The sequence below is a fragment of the Mucilaginibacter sabulilitoris genome (assembly GCF_034262375.1).
Lineage (GTDB): Bacteria > Bacteroidota > Bacteroidia > Sphingobacteriales > Sphingobacteriaceae > Mucilaginibacter > Mucilaginibacter sabulilitoris.
In genome coordinates, this window is the sequence record NZ_CP139558.1 from 5,143,971 (window position 1) to 5,163,473 (window position 19,503).

The following is a 19,503-nucleotide window of genomic DNA, read 5'->3' on the forward strand; positions in this document are numbered from 1 at the left end:
TATTAATCACGGCTGTTTACTTTTCGCAAAATGGAAATAAAACGAAATGATATATGATATTTTATGAAAGCAGAAAACATATATTTATCCAGTGGAATGATATTTGCAGTTTTTGTTTTATCAAGACTTAAACCCTAAGCTGGCAAACCTGAAATATCGATACTTGATTATTTAATTAATGAAAAGACCCTTTTTATTGGTAGGCAATGGTGTAAATAATGTTTTACAGGATTATAAATGGCAAAACCTGATCGATAACCTCATTGATCATATTGGCGCAAAAGGGCTTTTTAATACCCCAAATAAACCATTTCCGCTATTGTACGAAGAGATATTTGTGGAGGCTATTAAAAACCGTGACTACACCGAACTTGCATTGAAAGAATTTATTTCTGCGGAGGTTTTAAGGCTGAATCCCAGCAAAATACATCATGAAATATTAACATTAAAACCTCTTCATCTGCTTACTACCAATTATGATTTCACATTTGAAAAAGCATTGGACCCCGGGTTCAAAGAACCGAAAAACGAGGGAGCTGTAAAAGAAACCGTGTACAATATTTTCAGGCATCACAAAACTGGCGATATAAACCTTTGGCACATTCACGGCAGTGCAAATAATCCCTCATCGCTAACACTTGGTTATGAGCACTATAGTGGCTACTTACAACAAATGCGAAATTATATTGTAACAGGTACCGGTACATCATATAAGCAACGGTTTGAATCATTGATAAGAAGGCTTTCCAGGCCACTAAAGGAAAACCTCAGCTGGCTTGATTTTTTCTTTACCGAAGATGTGCATATTATTGGCCTGACGCTCGACTTTATAGAAATTCACTTATGGTGGATATTTACCTTCAGGCAAAGAGCTATCTTAACAAAGAAAATAAACATCCGGAATAAGATAGTTTACTACTATCCTACTGATCTTGAAACCTCCATCAGGAACAAGCTTGACTTGATGAAAAGTATGGGAATTAAAACACAACCTATACCATCAGATACAGCCAACAAAGCTATATTTTACACAAGGGTTGTTGATCATATCAGAAATCAATAAAGAGTTATTTATAGTAATAAATATATTTAATTTGCGTATATTTATTATACCGATTATTTAGCCAATGTGTAGGTTTATTAAATATCTTGTTGTTGTATTGATGCTGACCGCCAATAATTTATACGGGCAAGACAGCAGCAGGAGGTTTTCCTTTGAGTTTTATGAAGGAACATTTAATACAGCGGCAGATACATCTATTATTATAAACTCATCATTAAAATTTTCATCTGCCGGTATCAATGCATTTTATAACAGGTTAAACGCAGGTAAATACCAGTCGGTGATAAATGACCTTTTAAATTTCAAAGAAAAATATCAGCTGAATGACTGGTTGTACTATCAGTTAATTCGTAGAACAGCGCAGCAAATAAGCCCGAAAGAAGATAATTATGGTAATTATACCATGTATAAATGGTTTCTGCTTTCCAAATCAGGGTATGATGCAAGGCTGGCTTTAACAACAGATAAAATCATATTTTATGTGTATAACAATGAGGATATTTCTGATATCCCATTTTTTATGATAGATGGTAAAAAGTATATGTGCCTAAACATACATGATTACCCCAATACCAATTTAAACCAGGATCCGCCTGTTCCGGTAAACATCAACATGCCCGAGGCTAAAAAGGCATTTTCATACAAAGTAACACGGATGCCCGATTTTACTCCCGAAAATTACATTGAAAAGGAACTGCAGTTTACTTACAGGCATAAAGTTTATTATTTTAATATAAAGCTTAACCCGGATGTGGAACGCATTTTTACAAACTACCCCGGCGTTGATTTTGAATCGTATTTTAACATTCCGTTAAGTAAAGAAACTTATGGCTCACTTATTCCATTGCTAAAAAAAAATACTGCAAAAATGAGTCAAAAAAAGGGGGTTGATTACCTGATGCATTTTACCCGCTATGCTTTTTTATATGAGGATGATAACGCAAATTTCGGAAAAGAAAAACGGCTGTCGCCTGAGGAAACCCTGTTTTCCAAATACAGCGATTGTGATGACAGGGCAGCTTTGTTCTTTTATCTGGTAAAAGAAATTTACAATTTACCTATGATAGCCTTATTATATCCTACTCATATTGGCATGGCTGTCCAATTTGATAAACCTGTTGGCAATACCATTATTTACAAAGGCAAAACGTATTCTTATTGTGAACCAACCCCACAACAAAAGGACCTGCAAATCGGGCAGATTTCTGCTAAACTGAAAAAAATACCCTACCAGGTTGTTTATCAGTATAATCCTTAAAAATACGACAATGTTAAAGAATTGTTATGAAGCCTTACTCATGGTTGCAATAAGCAAATCAAGCTCTTGTGTATAAATATTCCAGCTATTCCAGTTAACGTTATACAAAGATCTTTTACCGTCAATAGCAACGGTGATCAATTCTGAATCCAACAATTCTTTTAAATGATGGGAAACCGTGGGCTGGGCTAAAGGTAAAACACCTACAATTTCACCACAGGTAAAGTGTTTGTTTTGCGCCAAAATACGGAGTATAGCTATCCTGGCAGGATGCGAAAGTGCTTTTGCAACTGCTGATATATGTTGATCTGTTGATGCGAATTCCCGCTTTTTGTGATTAGCCATACTCAGATAATTGGCAAAGATAGAAGCTATAAGCTATCAGTGTCTGAGTTGCAAATTTTCTTCATAAAATCTTCATTTTTCTCAGAATAAGACCTTTAATTAATTATCAAATTTAACATCTAAGATATTCGATTTGATAATCTTCTATTAACATAGAATTAATGACGTCGGGATAATTTTGCCTCATCATTAAATTATTATGTTGAAAATAAAACATTTACTCTTTTTAGCTTTTCCTGTCCTTTTAATTAATTCAAAGCTCTTTGCACAAAGCGGCGGAAAAATTGCGGGCAAGATAATTGACCAGAAAACAAGCGAAACCCTAATCGGTGCAACGGTTGGCTTACAGGGTTCAACCAAAGGCGCGGCTACTAATGTTGACGGAAGATATGTACTTACCGATCTTCAACCGGGTACATATGTAGTTGTTGTAAAATACATTGGATACCAAACCAAATCAATCTCAGATATTGTGGTTAAAGCAGGCGCGGTGACCAATCTCGACATAGTAATGTCAGAGGCAACTACAACAGCCCTAAAAGAGGTAGTGGTTAAAGCAACTTATCGCCAGGCATCGGTGGCATCATTATATGCTATTCAAAAAAACAGTGTCGTTATATCTGATGGTATTTCTTCCGAACTAATCAAAAAATCACCTGACAGAAGCACAAGTGATGTTTTAAAAAGGGTAAGCGGTACTACCATTCAGGATAATAAATTCGTGGTGGTACGTGGTCTTAGCGATCGTTATAATACTGCATCGCTCGATGGTACTCCCCTGCCCAGTACCGAGCCTAACCGTAAAGCATTTTCATTTGATATTGTTCCAGCCAACCTGATCGAAAATATCATCATCAGTAAAACAGCAACGCCAGATCTCTCTGCCGATTTTGCGGGAGGTAATATCCAAATATTAACTAAAGATATACCCGATCAGAACTTCATTAACCTGGGAGCCGGTTATAGTTATAATTCACAAAGCACATTCAAAAATTTTCAAAGTGGCTACCGCAATACGAGCGATTACTTTGGCTTTGACGGTGGCGCCAGAACACTGGTTGATAACTTTCCTACTACTGCTCAGATCATTGGCCCACCAAGATTAACGCCAAAACAAAATCTGCAGTCAATACAATCCCTAAACAACGATTTTACTGTATATAATAAAAATGCGTTTTTAGGTCAAAGCTATCAGTTTACCCTTGGTAACGTACAGGAAATAGGCAAAAACAAAAATCGTTTCGGTACTACAATCGCATTAACCTATCGTAATGCCGAAACCACCATTCCTGATCTGGTAAGGCAATATAACAACTTTAACTTCAAGGAAAACCAATACAAGTTTTCAACCAATATTGGAGCCCTTGCAAACTTTGCTTATAGTTTTGGTAATAATAAAATAACCTTTAAAAACCTCTATAATCGCGTTTTTGACGACATCTTTACCTTCCGCACAGGCTCAAACAACTCCAACGGCAGTTATGACAGCAGGTTTTATGCTTATGATCTTACCCAAAAATCACTTTTAAAATCAACTATTGATGGCGATCATAAAATAGGCGCAGGCAATGCAAAGTTAGACTGGAGCCTGGGTTACAGTAATATCAAAAACGATCAGCCAGATCAGCGCAAAGTAAACTATCTGCAATCAGGTCCTAATGAGCCTTTTGTAGCCAGCATAACCAATTTAGGTAAGGAAAATGCCCGTTTCTTTTCAAAACTGAATGAAAATATATATTCAGGTAAGGTAGACTTTAAGTTGCCTGTAAAGATGTTTGGTCAAACAAGCAACTTTAAAGCGGGAATTTCTTCTCAGTACCGTAAACGTGATTTTAACGCCCGTTTCCTGGGGATAATACTTAAAGATGGTACCAGCGACATCAGGTTAAGGCCTATTGAAACACTTTTTGGGCCAAACGCAGTCAACTCAGGTGCATTTGAACTTGATGAAATTTCTGCCCCGAATGACAACTACAATGCGCATAGCTATACCAACGCGGGTTATATAATGCTTGATAATAAAATAAGCGAAAAGTTCCGCGCGGTTTATGGGGTACGCGTTGAAAGGTTTGATCTGAAATTAAACACACTCGATCCTGATCAACAGCAACCGAGGGCCGAATTAAACAATACCGATTTCCTTCCTTCGGTTAACCTTACTTATAGTTTAACGGCCAAAGCAAACCTGCGCGCATCCTACTACCGTACGGTTGCAAGGCCTGAGTTTAGGGAACTTGCTCCTTTTAGTTACTATGACTATGAGTTGCTTGCTACCCAAATTGGTAACCCACTTTTAAAACGTACCATGATTGACAATGCAGATCTTCGTTATGAATTTTATCCGTCTGCCGGTCAAATATTCTCGGTATCTGCTTTTTACAAAAAGTTTGCTAACGCCATTGAGCCCAGCATTGATGATGTAAACTCATCAACCACCATATCTTACTTCAACTCAAAATCGGCTTACGTTTATGGCGCCGAATTAGAAGCACGTAAGTCACTTGATTTTATAAACGATGCAGGTTTCTTTAAAAACAGCACCATTTATGCAAACCTCGCTTTAACTAAATCAAAGATCCAAAACGATGATAATCCTCAGTTACTTGAACACGACAGACCGCTAGTTGGCCAGTCGCCTTATGTAATAAACGCAGGGTTTCAACATAACGCATTTGATAATAAACTGTCGGTAAATATTTTATATAACCGTTTAGGCAAAAGGATCTTCTATGCCGGAGGGGTAAATTTCCCAAGCGTTTATGAAGCACCTCGCGACGTTCTGGACTTTCAATTAGGGTATAAGGTACTTAAAGGCAAAGGTGAAATTAAAGTTAACGGTACTGATCTGCTAAACCAGAACGACACTTTTTATTATGACAAAGATAAAAACCCAGCCGGAGGTACAGGTAATACCTTTAAAAGGTTTACCCCGGGTTCAGCCTATTCACTAACCTTTAACTACAATTTTTAATACAAGCAAAAAAATCTCACAACTAAATTAACAATACAGATTTAATCGAACCCAAAAAGAAAATCATGAAAAAACAAGGATTATTTTTAGCGCTTATTGTAGCTCTTTTTTCAGCTGCGTGTAGCAAAAAATCGGCAACAATTGACCCACCTGTTGACGACACTACCAAAACACCTGTAAGCAATGTAATTACTGTAACAGGCGATATTTCAACTGCAACTACCTGGAAAGCAGACAAAATTTATTTGATCAAAGGATTTGTGTATGTAACTGGCGGTGCTACCTTGACTATTGAACCCGGTACACTGATCAAAGGTGATAAAGCAACCAAAGGTACCCTTACTATTACACGCGGTGCAAAAATCATGGCTGCAGGTACTGCTGATAAACCTATTGTATTTACTTCAGCATTCGAGTCTGGTGCAAGATCAAACGGCGACTGGGGTGGTATTATCCTGTTAGGAAAAGCACCTGTTAACCAAGGCGAAAACGTGGGTATTGAAGGCGGTTTGGATCCTAAGGGCGACCCTGCCAAATATATCCAGTATGGCGGTACCGATGCTAATGACAACTCTGGTACTTTAAAATATGTGCGTATTGAGTATGCAGGTATCCCTTTTTCACCTGATAACGAAATTAACGGTCTTACCATGGGTGGTGTTGGTAAAGGCACAACTATTGACTATGTGCAAGTTTACCGCTCGGGTGATGATGCTTTTGAGTGGTTTGGTGGTACCGTACAGTGTAAACACCTTATTGCCATGGGCAGCTTAGACGATGACTTTGATACCGACTTTGGTTTTTCTGGTAAAGTTCAATTCGGTATTAGCCAACGCTTTAAAACCATTGCTGATATTTCCGGCTCAAACAGCTTTGAGTCTGACAATGATGCAAACGGTGCTAATAAAACGCCGCAAACATCAGCTATCTTTTCAAACATGACCTTGTTAGGTCCGGTAACAAAAGTTGGCGAAAGTAACGTTAATGCCAACTATCAGCATGGGGCTCAAATCCGTCGTAACTCGGCTTTAAGCATCTTTAACTCTGTGTTTTCTGGTTATGTAGATGGTGTTTACATTGATGATTCAAAAGTAGAAACTGCAGGTGCTACCTCAACCAACTATACCGCTGGTCGTTTAGTTTTCAAAAACAATATCATTTTAGGAACTAAAAACAACGAAGTTAAAGGCGAAAACAAAGCGTTATTTGAAACTACATTAAGAGCTGAAAACGTTTTCAACGCAGCTTTATTTGCTGATGCTGTCGTAACTGATCCGTTCAAATTCTCATCTGATTTTGCTAATGCAGGTACACCTAACTTTACAGTTAAAGCAGGTTCAATTGCTGCTACAGGCGCTGCATTTACTGATGCAAAGCTAACCGATGCTTTCTTTGATAAAGTTGCTTACAAAGGCGCTTTTGGGACTGAAGACTGGACAGCTGGCTGGGCTAATTTTGATCCTCAGAAAATGGCTTATACTACTCCTGGAGCAGTAAAATAATATTTAAGAACATTTAAAAGGCTGCCTCATTCAATTTGAGGTAGCCTTTTTTTATATAAATAATTGAAACGCATAAAGAACATATGAAATTAACGAACCTTAATTTCAACGATAATGAATTATCACAATTTGCCAGGGCACTGGCATTACCGGTAAGGGTTTTTATTGTTAGAACAATTATTGAAAATGGGTTCTCAGTAAACCGCGGAGCACTGCATACAGCAAATTTCAATGCAGAAACCATCAATAAACATGTTTCAGAATTAAGGTCTTTAGGTTTAATTAAAGCCAACGGCGCAAAGGGTAATATCACTTATAGTATAGAACAAAACTGGTTCAAACAAATGTCGGTCAGGTTTTCTGTACTGTTCGAAAGCATTAATGGCCTTAACCCTGATTCTGCAAACATTAATAATATAGCAGATACGCCTGCTTTATTGTCCGAAAATGGGCAAGAAGATGCCTTACCAAACTTTGGTGCGTTTATTAAAAAACACCGCACCGACCTCAATATTTCGCAGGAAGATCTGGCCAAAAAAATCAAGATTGACCGTGCCCAGCTAAGCCGTATAGAAAGTGGTAAAAGCAGCTTAAATGCTGATAAGCTAAAAGCACTCTCCGGAGCTTTGTATTTAGATTTCGATGCCGTATCTAAAGAATATTACGGCTATCGTGTTGCCGAACTCATAGCTGAAAGCGGCTATAATGAGGTGATACTAAATAGAGCTAAAGAAAAACTCGGCAAACTATAATAAATCACTCCCGGAGATAATCTTCATTGGAGTAAACAAGCATTTATTACTCCGCACCTCAATGAAAAACTATATTTTTACCGTCCGATCTTCCGGATATGAAAAAAACAGGTTTTCTCTTTCTTTTTTTGTGGCTGTCATTTGCAGCAAATGCTCAATCCCCTGCTATTATCCCGCAACCCGCGGAGCTTAAAGTAATAAATCCTCAAAACACATTTATTATTGATAGCCATACCATTATTTATATTTCAGGCACTGAGTTATTAAACGCTACCAACTTTTTAAATAACTACCTGCAAAAACATTACGGTTTTATGTTAGCCGTAACACAAAACAAAAAGGAAGTTGGGGATAAAGCAATCTTACTACTATCAGATTCAGTTGCCGGCAGATCATTAAAGGGCTATCAGCTGTTAACAAAAAGCAGATCGCTTACCATTAATGCGCCTTCGGCAGAAAATATTTTTTATGGCATACAAACGCTCATACAGTTGTTGCCAACAGAAAAAATAAGCAAACAGCTGCCAATACCCGCCGTTGAAATTACCGACTACCCCCGTTTTGCCTATCGCGGCATGCACTTGGATGTAAGCCGTCACTTTTTTGATACAGCCTTTGTCAAAAAGTATATCGACTACCTGGCTATGCATAAAATGAATTATTTTCACTGGCATCTTACAGATGATCATGGCTGGCGTATCGAGATCAAAAAACATCCGGAGCTCACAACTGTCGGAGCATGGCGCAATGGAACTATTATAGGTTTATATCCCGGTACAGGTAACGATGGCAAACGTTACGGGGGGTATTATACCCAGGACCAGATTAAGGATATTGTACATTACGCAGCCGAACGATACATTACTATTATTCCCGAAATCGAAATGCCCGGCCATAGCATGGGCGTTTTGGCCGCCCATCCCGAATTAAGCACAACGCCCAATGAACCCAAACAGGTTGCCCAAACCTGGGGCATTTTTAATAAATTCAACAACGTACTCGTCCCTTCTGAAGCCACATTTACATTATTGGAAGATGTACTGACAGAGGTGATTGCGCTTTTCCCCTCCCCTTACATACACGTTGGTGGTGACGAATGTTCCAAAATCTGGTGGAATCAATCGGCATTTTGCCGCGACTTTGTTAAAGAGAAAGGACTGAAGGATATGAACGGACTACAAAGTTATTTTATGCACCGGATTGAAAAATTTGTGAACAGTAAGGGCAGAACCATCATTGGCTGGGATGAGATACTGGATGGCGGGGTAGCTCCCAATGCCACTGTAATGAGCTGGCGTGGCGAAACGGGTGGCATACAGGCGGCGAAACTTCACCATCGTGTAATTATGACTCCCGAAAAATACATGTATTTTAATCATGCCCAGTTTGAAAAGGAAGATTCGCTTACTGCTGCCAAATACGTGCCATTGCAAGACGTGTATCACTATGATCCCCTGCCCGCACAGTTAAGCCAGCAGGAAACCCAGTATATATGGGGAGCACAGGGTAACTTATGGAGCGAGTACGTTGCCAGCCCTGCAAAAGCAGAATATATGATTTTCCCGCGGCTGGATGCTTTAAGCGAGATCCTTTGGACACCTAAGCCTAAACAAAATTACAGCGACTTTCGTGAACGGTTAAAAACACAATTTAAACGCTATGACCTGATGCGTGTAAATTACAGCAAACGCTACCTGCAAACCGAATAATGGCCACAACTTATTTCACAGGTTGGTGCATCATTAAATTATTGATCAGGGTTTGTATTTCCTTTACCGGGCGTGCAAATACCAGGTAATTATGATTCCCTTTAGTGGCGTCCCATGTATTACTCCCATCGGCATTGATCCGAATACTTCCGCGCTGTAATTTAAAATAAGGGGCCGCGCCTTTTACTCCGGCCAAAACCGCTGTTTCGTCCCAACTCATACGGCCATCCGTGTCTTCTTTTGCCATGGGTATGGATATGCGAAAAACATCCTTAACCGGACTGTTTATAATGCTCTTGTTATGTATTAATGGCAACCCCGATTTTATCTTTGAACCAATCTCGAAACCACTGAATATCACCGGCCGGTTAAAATGACTGAAAACATATTTAGAAGCCGCCACCCGCTGATCAACATTAAACTCTTTGCCTGATGGAAATCTCCCGGCCATGGAAACCAGTTTAAGTACTTTTTTTTCTACCAGTGCCTGGCCTGTAAGGGGTGAAAACTTATCGGGCGGAGATTGTAGCAGTGTAGCGATATTAGTAAAAAACCCAACTGTAATAATGGTAACACTATGATCGGGTTGTTTGGCCAGAATTTTACGGTAAAGCGTTACAGCATCCGTAGCATCGATGTTTGACTTGATCTTATGCGGATATTTTGCGACTAATGTATCTGACCATTTTTGAAAATCTGCCTGATCCGAAGCGTCTTCACGCGGAACTCCGACAGGTATATCGGGTTTTTGAAAGTAAGTGTTCAGCACACTTAAAACTGCCGCCACCCGTGGGTAGCGCGTACTCGCCACAGTAGCCAGAATCCGAGCCTCGCCATGATCGGCAAAATAATGTAGTAGGGTAATGGCGCCGACATCGTCGTAATCAGGCCCCATGTCGGTATCAAAAATAACGGATACCTTCTTGCTAGCTTTACCGGATTGCGCGTAAACACTATAAGTACATAATGATATTACGATAACTAATACCAGTTTCTTTACCATGATAACCTTAAGATTGAGTTTACTTTTTATGTTTATCACAATATAGCAATTGGAAATTAATACAGAAAGCACAATGCAAACTTAAAATGCCGGTGATTGATATTTTTCAACAATGCAAATTCGCTCTTGGCATAAAAGCTCCTAATAGGTATGTTTGCGCCCTGCTTAAAGCAGTATAATATTTTTAATATATGCCAACAGATCAAACCAGCTCACCTGTACAGGCCGACCTTGTCAGGATCGTTTCCAGATATATCCTGTTAGAAGAAAGTCGCAGAAATTTAAAAGGTAAATGCCCTTTCCACGCCGACCAGGCCACTTCACTAATGGTATCTCCCGATAAAAACATTTTTCAATGCTTTGGCTGCGGCAGAGGCGGCGGGCCGATAGATTTTGTAATGGCCATAGAGAGCAAAACACGCGAAGAAGCTATCCAACTGATAACACAACACTCAAAGTTGGCAAAGTAAGGGTATACAGTTTTGCTGCTTTTACCCCGTGCTAATTTCAATATTTATAGTAGCGCCTTTTCCCGGTTTCGAATCAATATCGAGCTTGCCCCTTAAAAAGTCTACCCGGTTTTGAATATTTCTGAGCCCTATGCCTTTTTTATTTTGTAATGCCGTTTTGTCAAACCCTACACCATCATCTTCAACGGTAATAAAAAATTGATCTTCGGTTTGGCTGCACTGAACAAATATTTCCGATGCCCGAGCATGCCTTAGCGCGTTATTCAACAGCTCCTGTACAATACGATAAATGGTAATTTGAGTTTGCTGGGGAATAGTGCTTAAAATATTGAGCATCTGAAGTTCTACTTTCACAGTTCCTCCCGAAAATGATTCACAAAGATCATTTAATGCCACCTGTAACCCCGACCGCATTAATGATTCGGGCATCATATTCCGAGCTATGCGCCGCAGTTCCGATACCGAATCATCTAATTGGATTATCACTTTATTCAATCCGGCGTCTTCTGTCCGTAGCGCAGGGTGATGGGTTGCCTGCGACAGGTTAAGTTTAACACCGGCAAGCATCCCGCCTAAACCATCATGCAGGTCGCGTGCCAGGCGACTTCGCTCCCGCTCCTCTCCTTCAAGTAATGCATTGGCAATCTCAATTTGTTGTTTTTGTTGCAGCGAACTTAGTTGTTGTTCGGTTTTTACCTTTCGCTGTTTAAGCCTATAAACCAGGAAAAATATGATACCTAAAAATAAAACCGACCCGCACACGAACAATATTTTCTGAATGTTCGACCGGTTATACAGTATTAATATTTCCTTTTCTTTTTCGGCCGATTGATATTTGGCATCTAAAGCGGCTATATCTGTTTTGGTTTTAGCTTTATAAATACTATCGGCAAGCGAGTTGTATTCGGTAAGCCATTGGTATGCAGCCTTCATATTGCCCAGGCTGGCTTCTGTTTGGGCCAGTTCATGTAAAATCTCCTGCCGGTTGCGTTTAAGCGGTACTATGTGCTGCCTGTTATATAAATTCATTAAAACCGCTTTGGCAGCCTTTAAATTGTTTTGTCCCCTGTAAACCTCGTATTTTTCATACAGCATCGAATTTATGTCGTAAGGCATGTTTAGCTTATTGGCTAATGTTATCCCCGCGTCTAAAGCAGCGTTAGCCTTTTCCCATTCGGCAGAGCGGTTATGGTACATGCCATTTACCAGGTAATAAGCCGGCAGGTACGGAGAATCAACCATCGGCGATAATATTCTGAAAGCTTTATCTAAAAAGGGTTTTGCAGCTTTAACATTACCCATCAATATATTAGCTTTGGCCATGTTAACATAACAATCCGCAAGGCGCTCATCTTTTTTTCCCTGACTTATCAGCATGCGTATTGCCATGTTGTAATAATAAATAGCCCGGCTATGGTCTTCGTAATTCATAAAGCCCAGTCCAACATCCATATAATCAATCGCGACCCTTATGCTGTCTCCGGCTTTTACAGCCAATGGTATGGCTTTATTTAATAAAATATCGGTATAGCCCTTGCCGTTATCTTTTCTTTGTTCAATAATACTATAGTTATGCCATGCCCTTGACCTGTATAACCAGGCCTCTTTGGTAGAATAAATACTTAGTAAGGTATCTGCTTTCATATATTCCTGCTGACTTCGAAGCAGATCGCGATCAAAATAGGCGCCGCCGAGATAAAAATGAGCAAGCCCCTCATAAATGGACTTTTTAAGATCGAGCTGTAAAGATTGGTTGGCTAACTGAATGGCTTTGCCGGCGTCTATATTTGCCCAGTAATCGGATAGTTTAAATAAAATCGAAGCCTTGCCGGTGTCGGTATGTGCAACACTGAGCAAATGCTGCAGGCTATCTGTGTAGCGCTTGTTGTTCGCATTTTGTTGTGCATACCCAGTTATCCAGAACGTGGATAAAAATATAACCAGTGCTATAGATAGTCTTTTCAAATCGGGTTTTGGTCAGTTGATGATATGAGTATGTACCATGAAAATAAGCATTTGTAAATCAACCTGTCATTTATGGGCAATCAAAAATAGAAAATACCGAAAAACCAGTAGAGAAAAATTACAGGTTTTTGGGTATTGTTTCGCTGAGCGATCATGGGGAATTTTATTGAAAAAAATTGATATGAAACTACTATTTGCTTTAATTTTAACCTTTGCAACCCATACTTTATTTGCTCAAAGCAGTGATGCCCTGGCTAAGGGGAAAAATGTGTATGTAATGCAAACATCAGCCAATGACAATGTGAAGGATTATAAAGACGATGCAATAGCAGCCATTAAGGATTGGGGCTATTGGAATGTTGTTGATACAAAGGAAAACGCCGATATTATTTTTGATTTAAAGGCCGATTCGCACAAAGGCATTACCATTACTTCATGGGGAGGACAAACAGTATCGTTAAATGTAGCTTTGCTTAGCAAATCGGGCGAGAAATTATGGCAATCAGAAACGTATGAAACAAGTCCTAATGGTACAAATGGTTTTAATGGCGGTAAAGGTTCTTTACGCAAATTGATAAGAAACCTTAAAAAGAAATTCAATTAAGTTTGCATTCACTGGGATATTACCGCATCACCACTACATAGCCCGACAACACCTGTCCGTTAACATTGGTATTGATTTTATAATAGTAGGTTCCGGCCGGTACAGGCTGACCATTATAAGTACCTTCCCAGGCTTTCGGATAACCTACGGAGTGGAATAGCGGCTGCCCGTAACGATTAAATACATCAATTACAGCATCCTGGTAGGCCACAAGCCCCCGGATATCCCAAAAGTCATTAAACCCATCGCCATTGGGTGTAAACGTGTTTGGAACTATCAATACGGGTGATACTTTTACAAACGTTTGATCTGTGGTAACGCAACCTCTCGAATCGGTTACCTGCAGTGTGTAGGTACGGTCAACATCACCGGTTAATACCGGATTTTTTACGGTATTACTGCTTAAACCTGTTGCAGGTGTCCATAAATACTGCACATTTTCATCACTTACCGTTGGTGTAAGGGTTATTGTTTTGTCGCGCAGCACATACCTGGTGCCGCCTGCATTTAAAGTTGGGGGAGGGATGAATTTAATAGTCATTTCATCAGACGGAATATCACATACTCCGGTTACATTTGCAGTAAGCGTCAGCTTAACTGAACCACTTTGCTTATCTGCCGCACTCGGTATATAAAACGCGTCGGGTTGCGATTCGGAAGGACTAAAAGTACCGGTACCAGATGTTTTCCATGTAGCTCCACCCGGTATAAAAACCTGGCCCTCGAGTTTTACACTTTCATCCTGCATACACACTTGCCTGTCGTCACCCGCGTCGGTAGCCGGTGATGGCTTAAAGTTAATTGTCATTTCATCGGTTGAAATGGCACAATTGTCCTTACTGGTTGATGATAAGGTAAGGGTAACCGTTCCGGCCGCTTTATCCTGCGTTGATGGAATATATTGGGCATGTAAATCGTCGCTCGAAGGTAAAAATGTACCTCCGGTTTCGGGTGCAGTCCAAATACCTGTGTTTGTACCACCCGTAACACTACCCTGAAGCGGTATAGCTGTAGTGATTATACATTTGGTTAGGTCGGGACCGGCGTCGGCATGCGGAAGTTCATTTACCTTAACATCCGCCGGGGCGGCCGGACTGGTACAATCGTTAACGGTAACATATAAATTATAAGTTCCGTTATTGGCTGTAGTTGCATTATTAATATCAGGATTTTGAGCCGTGGATGTGTACCCGTTTGGCCCTGTCCACATATAACTTGCCTTTGCAACAGTAGGTGTCCGGAGCTGGATAGTATTTCCTACGCAAACCGGGGAGTTACTGTTAGCCACGGGTTTCGCGGGTTGGGGGTTTACAGTAACCACATAAGTAAACGCATCACCAGTACAACCAAAAGCGGTTGGTACAATATTGTAAGTAACTTTTACCGGTATGGTACTGGTATTAATTAACTTTTCATCAATAGTACTGCTTGTTTGATTGCTTACAGCCGGGTTGCTGATATTTGTCACCACCTCTCGGCTCCAAGTAAATGCGGCCGATTCTATGTTTGACTTTATACTGTAATTTACAGAAGCCCCGCTGCAAGCTCCTCCCGTAGGTTCGCTGGTAATACTTACTTCAGGTTTTACTGTCATTACTAAATTAAAAGGCGTTCCAATGCAGTTGGCAGTTTTATAATTAAACACATAGGTAACATCAACCGGGGCTACGGTGGTATTATGCAATACCTCCTTTATAACAGCTGCTGTTTGGCCCGATACCGCTGCGTTACTTATACCTGCTACAGCCGCCCTGCTCCAGGTGGCACTCACTCCGCCATTGTCAGGGCTAAACGCAATGGTAAAATTATGAGGAGTGTCGTTACAGGTTGAGGCCGTTGGATTATTGGTTACCACAGGCAGTGGATTAACCTTAACCTCGTAAGTAAAAGGAGGTCCCGAACAGCCGTTTGAGGCAGCAGTGATGATATATTTTACAGTAACAGGCGTATTATCGGTATTCATTAAAGTTTCGGAAATAGTTGCGGATGTTCCTGTTGATGGCGGGTTACTGATACCGGGTACAGCCGCTCTGCTCCATATATATGTAATTGCAGGTGTAGATATATCGGTATTAATAGTATAGTTAAGCGCCGTGCCACTGCAAACAATATCACCTGACGAACTTATAATATGCGGAGCCTGACCAACTACTACAGGAACAGGTTTTATTTCGCTGGTGCAACCATTAACAGTAGTTTGTACATAGTAGGTATGGTTACCTGTTAATGCAGGTGTATTATAAACGGCGTTATGTGACAACACAATACTACCAAGAGGATCATCAAACCATGTATAGGTACCTGTAGAACCACTTGCCGTAAGCGTAGCCGAATTACCCTGGCAAACAGGCGGTGCATCAACCTGCGGCGCTGCGGGTGTTAGAGTAATATTCACCGTTACCGGTGTACGGGCACTGGTTAAACCATTTTTGGTTACCTGCACATAATAAATGGCGGTTGCGGTTATAGGCGGCGTTTTAAATATTGGTCCTGTAAAGAGCTCATTGCCTCCATTGGAGGCATCAAACCATCTGTAAGTACCGCCGGGCGCAGTTGCTATTAAGGTAGCGGGATTGCCCAAACAAACAGATGAATTTGCAGCCGTTGGCGCAGCGGGCACAGCAGAAATGTAGATATTAACAGTAGACGACGCAGGCCCGCATACCCCTGATGGATTATTGGTTGTTAAAGTAAGTGTAACCGTAGTTGCTCCCGGAGCCGGTGTATAAACAGCATTTAAGGCGTCACGATCTGAAAAAGAGCCAGCTGCTGCTGACCACCGCGCAGATGAAGCGCTGCCGCCAATACTGCCGGCTAACTGAACAGGTGTACCACTGACCACATTTTGGTCGGGCCCGGCGTTAACTATGGCCCGTTCGCCAATAGTTACTTGCCTGCTGAATGTGCCTGAAGCACAACCGGCGGTGGCAAAAATGTTATTGGTTATTGTATATGTACCGGCTTTACTATCATCCAGGTTGATTTGCCCTGTTTCTTTATTTCTGAAAACCAAATCCGGCGAATCGGAACTGAATACACCCGCGCTTGCTCCAGCAGCGAAAACGGGTTTAGGGTCAGGGTTACCCTGGCAAAACGGCCCGTCATAATTGAATTGCGCGTTAGGTGTTGGTGTAGCTGTTGATATGATATTTATGTCGGCGCTGCTTGTACCAGGGCAACTACCCCCGTAAGTAAAAATCACCGTGTATTTTCCCGGCGTGCTTGCACCAACATTTATCTGGCCGGTTGTGGTGCTTACAAAAGCCAACCCGGCAGGTGTGGCGCTGAAAGTTCCACCTGCCGGATTATGAATAACGGGGGTAGGATTTCCTCCTGCTGTGCAGAACGTGCCTGAACTATATTCAAACTGTGGGTCATTAATGATTATAATTGTCACCGGCACCGGTATACGGGCACTTACGCATGGGCCATTTACCGTTTGCGCGTAATAAGTTTTAGCCGCAACTAAAGGTGGTGTGGAAAATGTATTACCTGAAGCCAGCAAGGTACCGCCTGTAGGTGCATCATACCATCGAATAATACCATCTGGAGAACTGGCCGTTAAGTTGGCTGATGAACCTAGGCATACGGAAGTTCCGCTGACTGTTGGTGCCGATGGTAAAGGTGTAATGTTTACCGTTACAGGTGTGCGCGCACTTGTACAATTATTAGCGGTACTTTGTACATAATAAGTTTGCACCGTTGTTAATTCAGGTGTAACGAATACAGAACCGGTAACTAATAAATTACCGCCTGTAGCTGCATCGTACCATTCATAATCACCGGGCGATCCTGACGCTGTGAGTGTTACCGAATTACCAGAACATACGCTGGTTGCCGGGACTGTTGGCGCGGGTAAAGCTGGCAGAACAGTCACCTTTATGGCTCTCCTGGCGCTCGCACAGCCCGATTCGGTAGTTTGAACATAATAAGTAGCATCGGCCGTTAATGCAGGTGTTACATAAACAGCATCAGACGAAAGCAATGTCCCCCCCGTTGGTAAACTATACCATTGAAAAGTTCCGCCGCCTGTAGATGTAGCAGTTAAAGTAGCTACAGATCCCGGGCAAATAACTGGTTCGGCTGCCACAGGAGGCGATGGCAGCGGGTTTACGGTAACATTTATTGCAGCACGGTCGCTGCTGCAGCCTGCATTCATGTGCTGTACGTAATAAGTTGTTGAACCGGTAAGCACAGGGGTTTGAAAATTAACACCATTTGCCAGCAAAGTGCCGCCGGTTTGCTGGTCATACCAAGCATAAGTTCCGGTAGGCGAAGGGTCTGCCGTTAGCGTAACTTTATTGCCGCTGCATATACCAACTGTTTGAGCAGCGGGAGGTTGTGGCGGAGCAGTTACGATAATGTGTACCGGAGTACGACTGCTCTGACAATTATCTACCGTTGTTTGCACATAGTAAGTAGTATTTGCGGTTAGTGGAGGTGTTGTATAATCGGGACTTGAAATTAAGGACGTTCCGCCGGTTGGAACATCAAACCAATCAAATACGCCGTCGGGCGCGTCGGCATGTAAACTAACTACCGATCCTGTACAGGTAGTAGTACCATTTGCAACAGGCGCCTGCGGAGGTGGTGTCACTTTAGCCGTTACCGCTGTGGCTACACTGGTACAACCTTTTATAATGGCCACTACATAATAAACTTTAGAGGCAAACAGCACAGGTGTTACAAACGTTGCACCTGTACCAACCTGGTTACCATTTGATGGGGCATCGTACCATGTATAACTATCACCCCCTGATGCAGACAGCGTGGCTACACCGCCCGCACATAAAGTAGCACCGGTAACAGATGGCCGGCCTGTAACATTAACGGTTACAGCAGTTCTTGGGCTGGTACATTGCGAAACTGTCGTTTGTACATAAAAGGTAGTGGTTTCTGTAATAAGGGGTGTTTGATAAGTATTGCCGCTTGCCAAAAAATTGCCCTCCTCAGGTGCATCGTACCACTGATAACTGCCCCCGGGGCCCGTGGCTACAAGCTTTGCGGAAGTATTTGGACAAACAGTTTGGCTTGAAGCGGTGGGCGCATTAGGTGTAATTATAGATGTTACACTAATGCTTTTTTTTACCGGTTGGCAGCCGGGTGTTTTATCACTTACAGTTACGGTATAGGTACCCGCTTTATTTACGCTTATTGACGACGTATTTTCTCCGGTATTCCAAATGTAAGTGTAAGGGCCGATACCTCCGGATGCGTTAGCGGTTAAAACAACACTGGTTCCTGAGCATATAGAAGTGCCCGATGATGACACAGTTACTTGCAGTGTACAATCCTTGCCAAATACTGTTTGGGATACCAGTACAAATAATAATATCAGTAAATATTTATACATACCGCCCTATTAAGTCACTTTATGCCTCAATTATTCTTATGACCGGTAACTTTATTCCGGGCTTTTCATTTTGAGCATGATATTTAAAGAGCTATTTATTGCAGATGTTTCTAACACCTGTTCAACTAAGATAGCGCGGGCATTTTTACGTATAAATATAGCTATTTGTTCTAAAAAATGAATAAAATGAACAATACAATTCGAAGTAATTAAATGAACATTCAAATCCACTATTGGAAAACTTTGATCCTCAAGAGGTTTCGGAGCCCCCTATTCTTCGATAATAATTACTAAATCAAATAATTTTTATCGCGGGATAATAACCCGCCCTGCTAATCGGCAAAACAGACTGTAGTCATTTCAAACCTAACACAGGAAAACTCAAGTCTGATTTTTAACCATTTATAAAAGATATTCCAACCCTGAAATTTGAAGCTTCACCAATTTTCAGCGGTCCGGGCAGTCTACAAGCATAGTTATTTGTATCATCAAAAGATTAAAAAAAACA

General features: G+C 41.2%; 12 protein-coding genes. 8 read left to right on the forward strand and 4 right to left on the reverse strand.

Annotated features, from left to right (window positions below; all coding sequences use genetic code 11):
• The first annotated feature begins 178 nt into the window (after nucleotides 1–178).
• Both SNE25_RS22170 and SNE25_RS22175 read left to right on the forward strand, forming a co-directional pair.
• Nucleotides 179–1,063 carry an SIR2 family protein gene (locus SNE25_RS22170; protein ID WP_321561195.1) on the forward strand — a complete coding sequence of 295 codons (885 nt, stop codon included), beginning with the start codon at nucleotides 179–181 and terminating at the stop codon, nucleotides 1,061–1,063.
• 64 nt (nucleotides 1,064–1,127) lie between these two features.
• Nucleotides 1,128–2,321, forward strand: coding sequence for a hypothetical protein (locus SNE25_RS22175; RefSeq protein ID WP_321561196.1), 1,194 nt, complete (start codon nucleotides 1,128–1,130; stop codon nucleotides 2,319–2,321).
• A gap of 24 nt (nucleotides 2,322–2,345) precedes the next feature.
• On the opposite strand, the gene SNE25_RS22180 is transcribed toward SNE25_RS22175, so the two are convergent.
• Entirely contained in the window at nucleotides 2,346–2,666 is a 321-nt protein-coding gene (locus SNE25_RS22180) for an ArsR/SmtB family transcription factor (protein ID WP_321561197.1), read from the reverse strand.
• Nucleotides 2,667–2,865: 199 nt separating this feature from the next.
• Here SNE25_RS22180 and SNE25_RS22185 point away from each other — a divergent pair, with 199 nt between their 5' ends.
• The 4 genes from SNE25_RS22185 to SNE25_RS22200 all read left to right on the forward strand — a co-directional run bounded on the left by SNE25_RS22185 (nucleotide 2,866) and on the right by SNE25_RS22200 (nucleotide 9,600).
• On the forward strand, nucleotides 2,866–5,637 hold the full coding sequence (locus tag SNE25_RS22185) for a TonB-dependent receptor (RefSeq protein ID WP_321561198.1): 2,772 nt from the start codon (nucleotides 2,866–2,868) through the stop codon (nucleotides 5,635–5,637).
• Between the two features lie 65 nt (nucleotides 5,638–5,702).
• Nucleotides 5,703–7,139 carry a hypothetical protein gene (locus tag SNE25_RS22190; protein WP_321561199.1) on the forward strand — a complete coding sequence of 479 codons (1,437 nt, stop codon included), beginning with the start codon at nucleotides 5,703–5,705 and terminating at the stop codon, nucleotides 7,137–7,139.
• Nucleotides 7,140–7,222: 83 nt separating this feature from the next.
• Nucleotides 7,223–7,891 (forward strand): helix-turn-helix transcriptional regulator, encoded by a 669-nt coding sequence (locus SNE25_RS22195; RefSeq protein ID WP_321561200.1) that lies wholly within the window; start codon nucleotides 7,223–7,225, stop codon nucleotides 7,889–7,891.
• Between the two features lie 98 nt (nucleotides 7,892–7,989).
• The gene (locus SNE25_RS22200) at nucleotides 7,990–9,600 is read left to right on the forward strand and encodes a beta-N-acetylhexosaminidase (RefSeq protein ID WP_321561201.1); all 1,611 of its coding nucleotides are present in this window, start codon (nucleotides 7,990–7,992) and stop codon (nucleotides 9,598–9,600) included.
• Between the two features lie 10 nt (nucleotides 9,601–9,610).
• Here the strand turns inward: SNE25_RS22200 and SNE25_RS22205 are convergent, their stop codons facing one another.
• Complete coding sequence (locus SNE25_RS22205; RefSeq protein WP_321561202.1) at nucleotides 9,611–10,603, reverse strand: nucleoside hydrolase; 993 nt, start codon at nucleotides 10,601–10,603, stop codon at nucleotides 9,611–9,613.
• A gap of 191 nt (nucleotides 10,604–10,794) precedes the next feature.
• Between SNE25_RS22205 and SNE25_RS22210 the strand changes: the two genes are divergently transcribed.
• Nucleotides 10,795–11,073, forward strand: coding sequence for a CHC2 zinc finger domain-containing protein (locus SNE25_RS22210; protein WP_321561203.1), 279 nt, complete (start codon nucleotides 10,795–10,797; stop codon nucleotides 11,071–11,073).
• A 21-nt stretch (nucleotides 11,074–11,094) separates the two neighbouring features.
• On the opposite strand, the gene SNE25_RS22215 is transcribed toward SNE25_RS22210, so the two are convergent.
• Complete coding sequence (locus SNE25_RS22215) at nucleotides 11,095–13,038, reverse strand: tetratricopeptide repeat-containing sensor histidine kinase (RefSeq protein ID WP_321561204.1); 1,944 nt, start codon at nucleotides 13,036–13,038, stop codon at nucleotides 11,095–11,097.
• A gap of 181 nt (nucleotides 13,039–13,219) precedes the next feature.
• On the opposite strand from SNE25_RS22215, the gene SNE25_RS22220 reads away from it, so the two are divergent.
• Nucleotides 13,220–13,642 carry a hypothetical protein gene (locus tag SNE25_RS22220; RefSeq protein ID WP_321561205.1) on the forward strand — a complete coding sequence of 141 codons (423 nt, stop codon included), beginning with the start codon at nucleotides 13,220–13,222 and terminating at the stop codon, nucleotides 13,640–13,642.
• 19 nt (nucleotides 13,643–13,661) lie between these two features.
• On the opposite strand, the gene SNE25_RS22225 is transcribed toward SNE25_RS22220, so the two are convergent.
• The gene (locus SNE25_RS22225) at nucleotides 13,662–18,995 is read right to left on the reverse strand and encodes an Ig-like domain-containing protein (RefSeq protein WP_321561206.1); all 5,334 of its coding nucleotides are present in this window, start codon (nucleotides 18,993–18,995) and stop codon (nucleotides 13,662–13,664) included.
• Nucleotides 18,996–19,503: the final 508 nt, after the last annotated feature.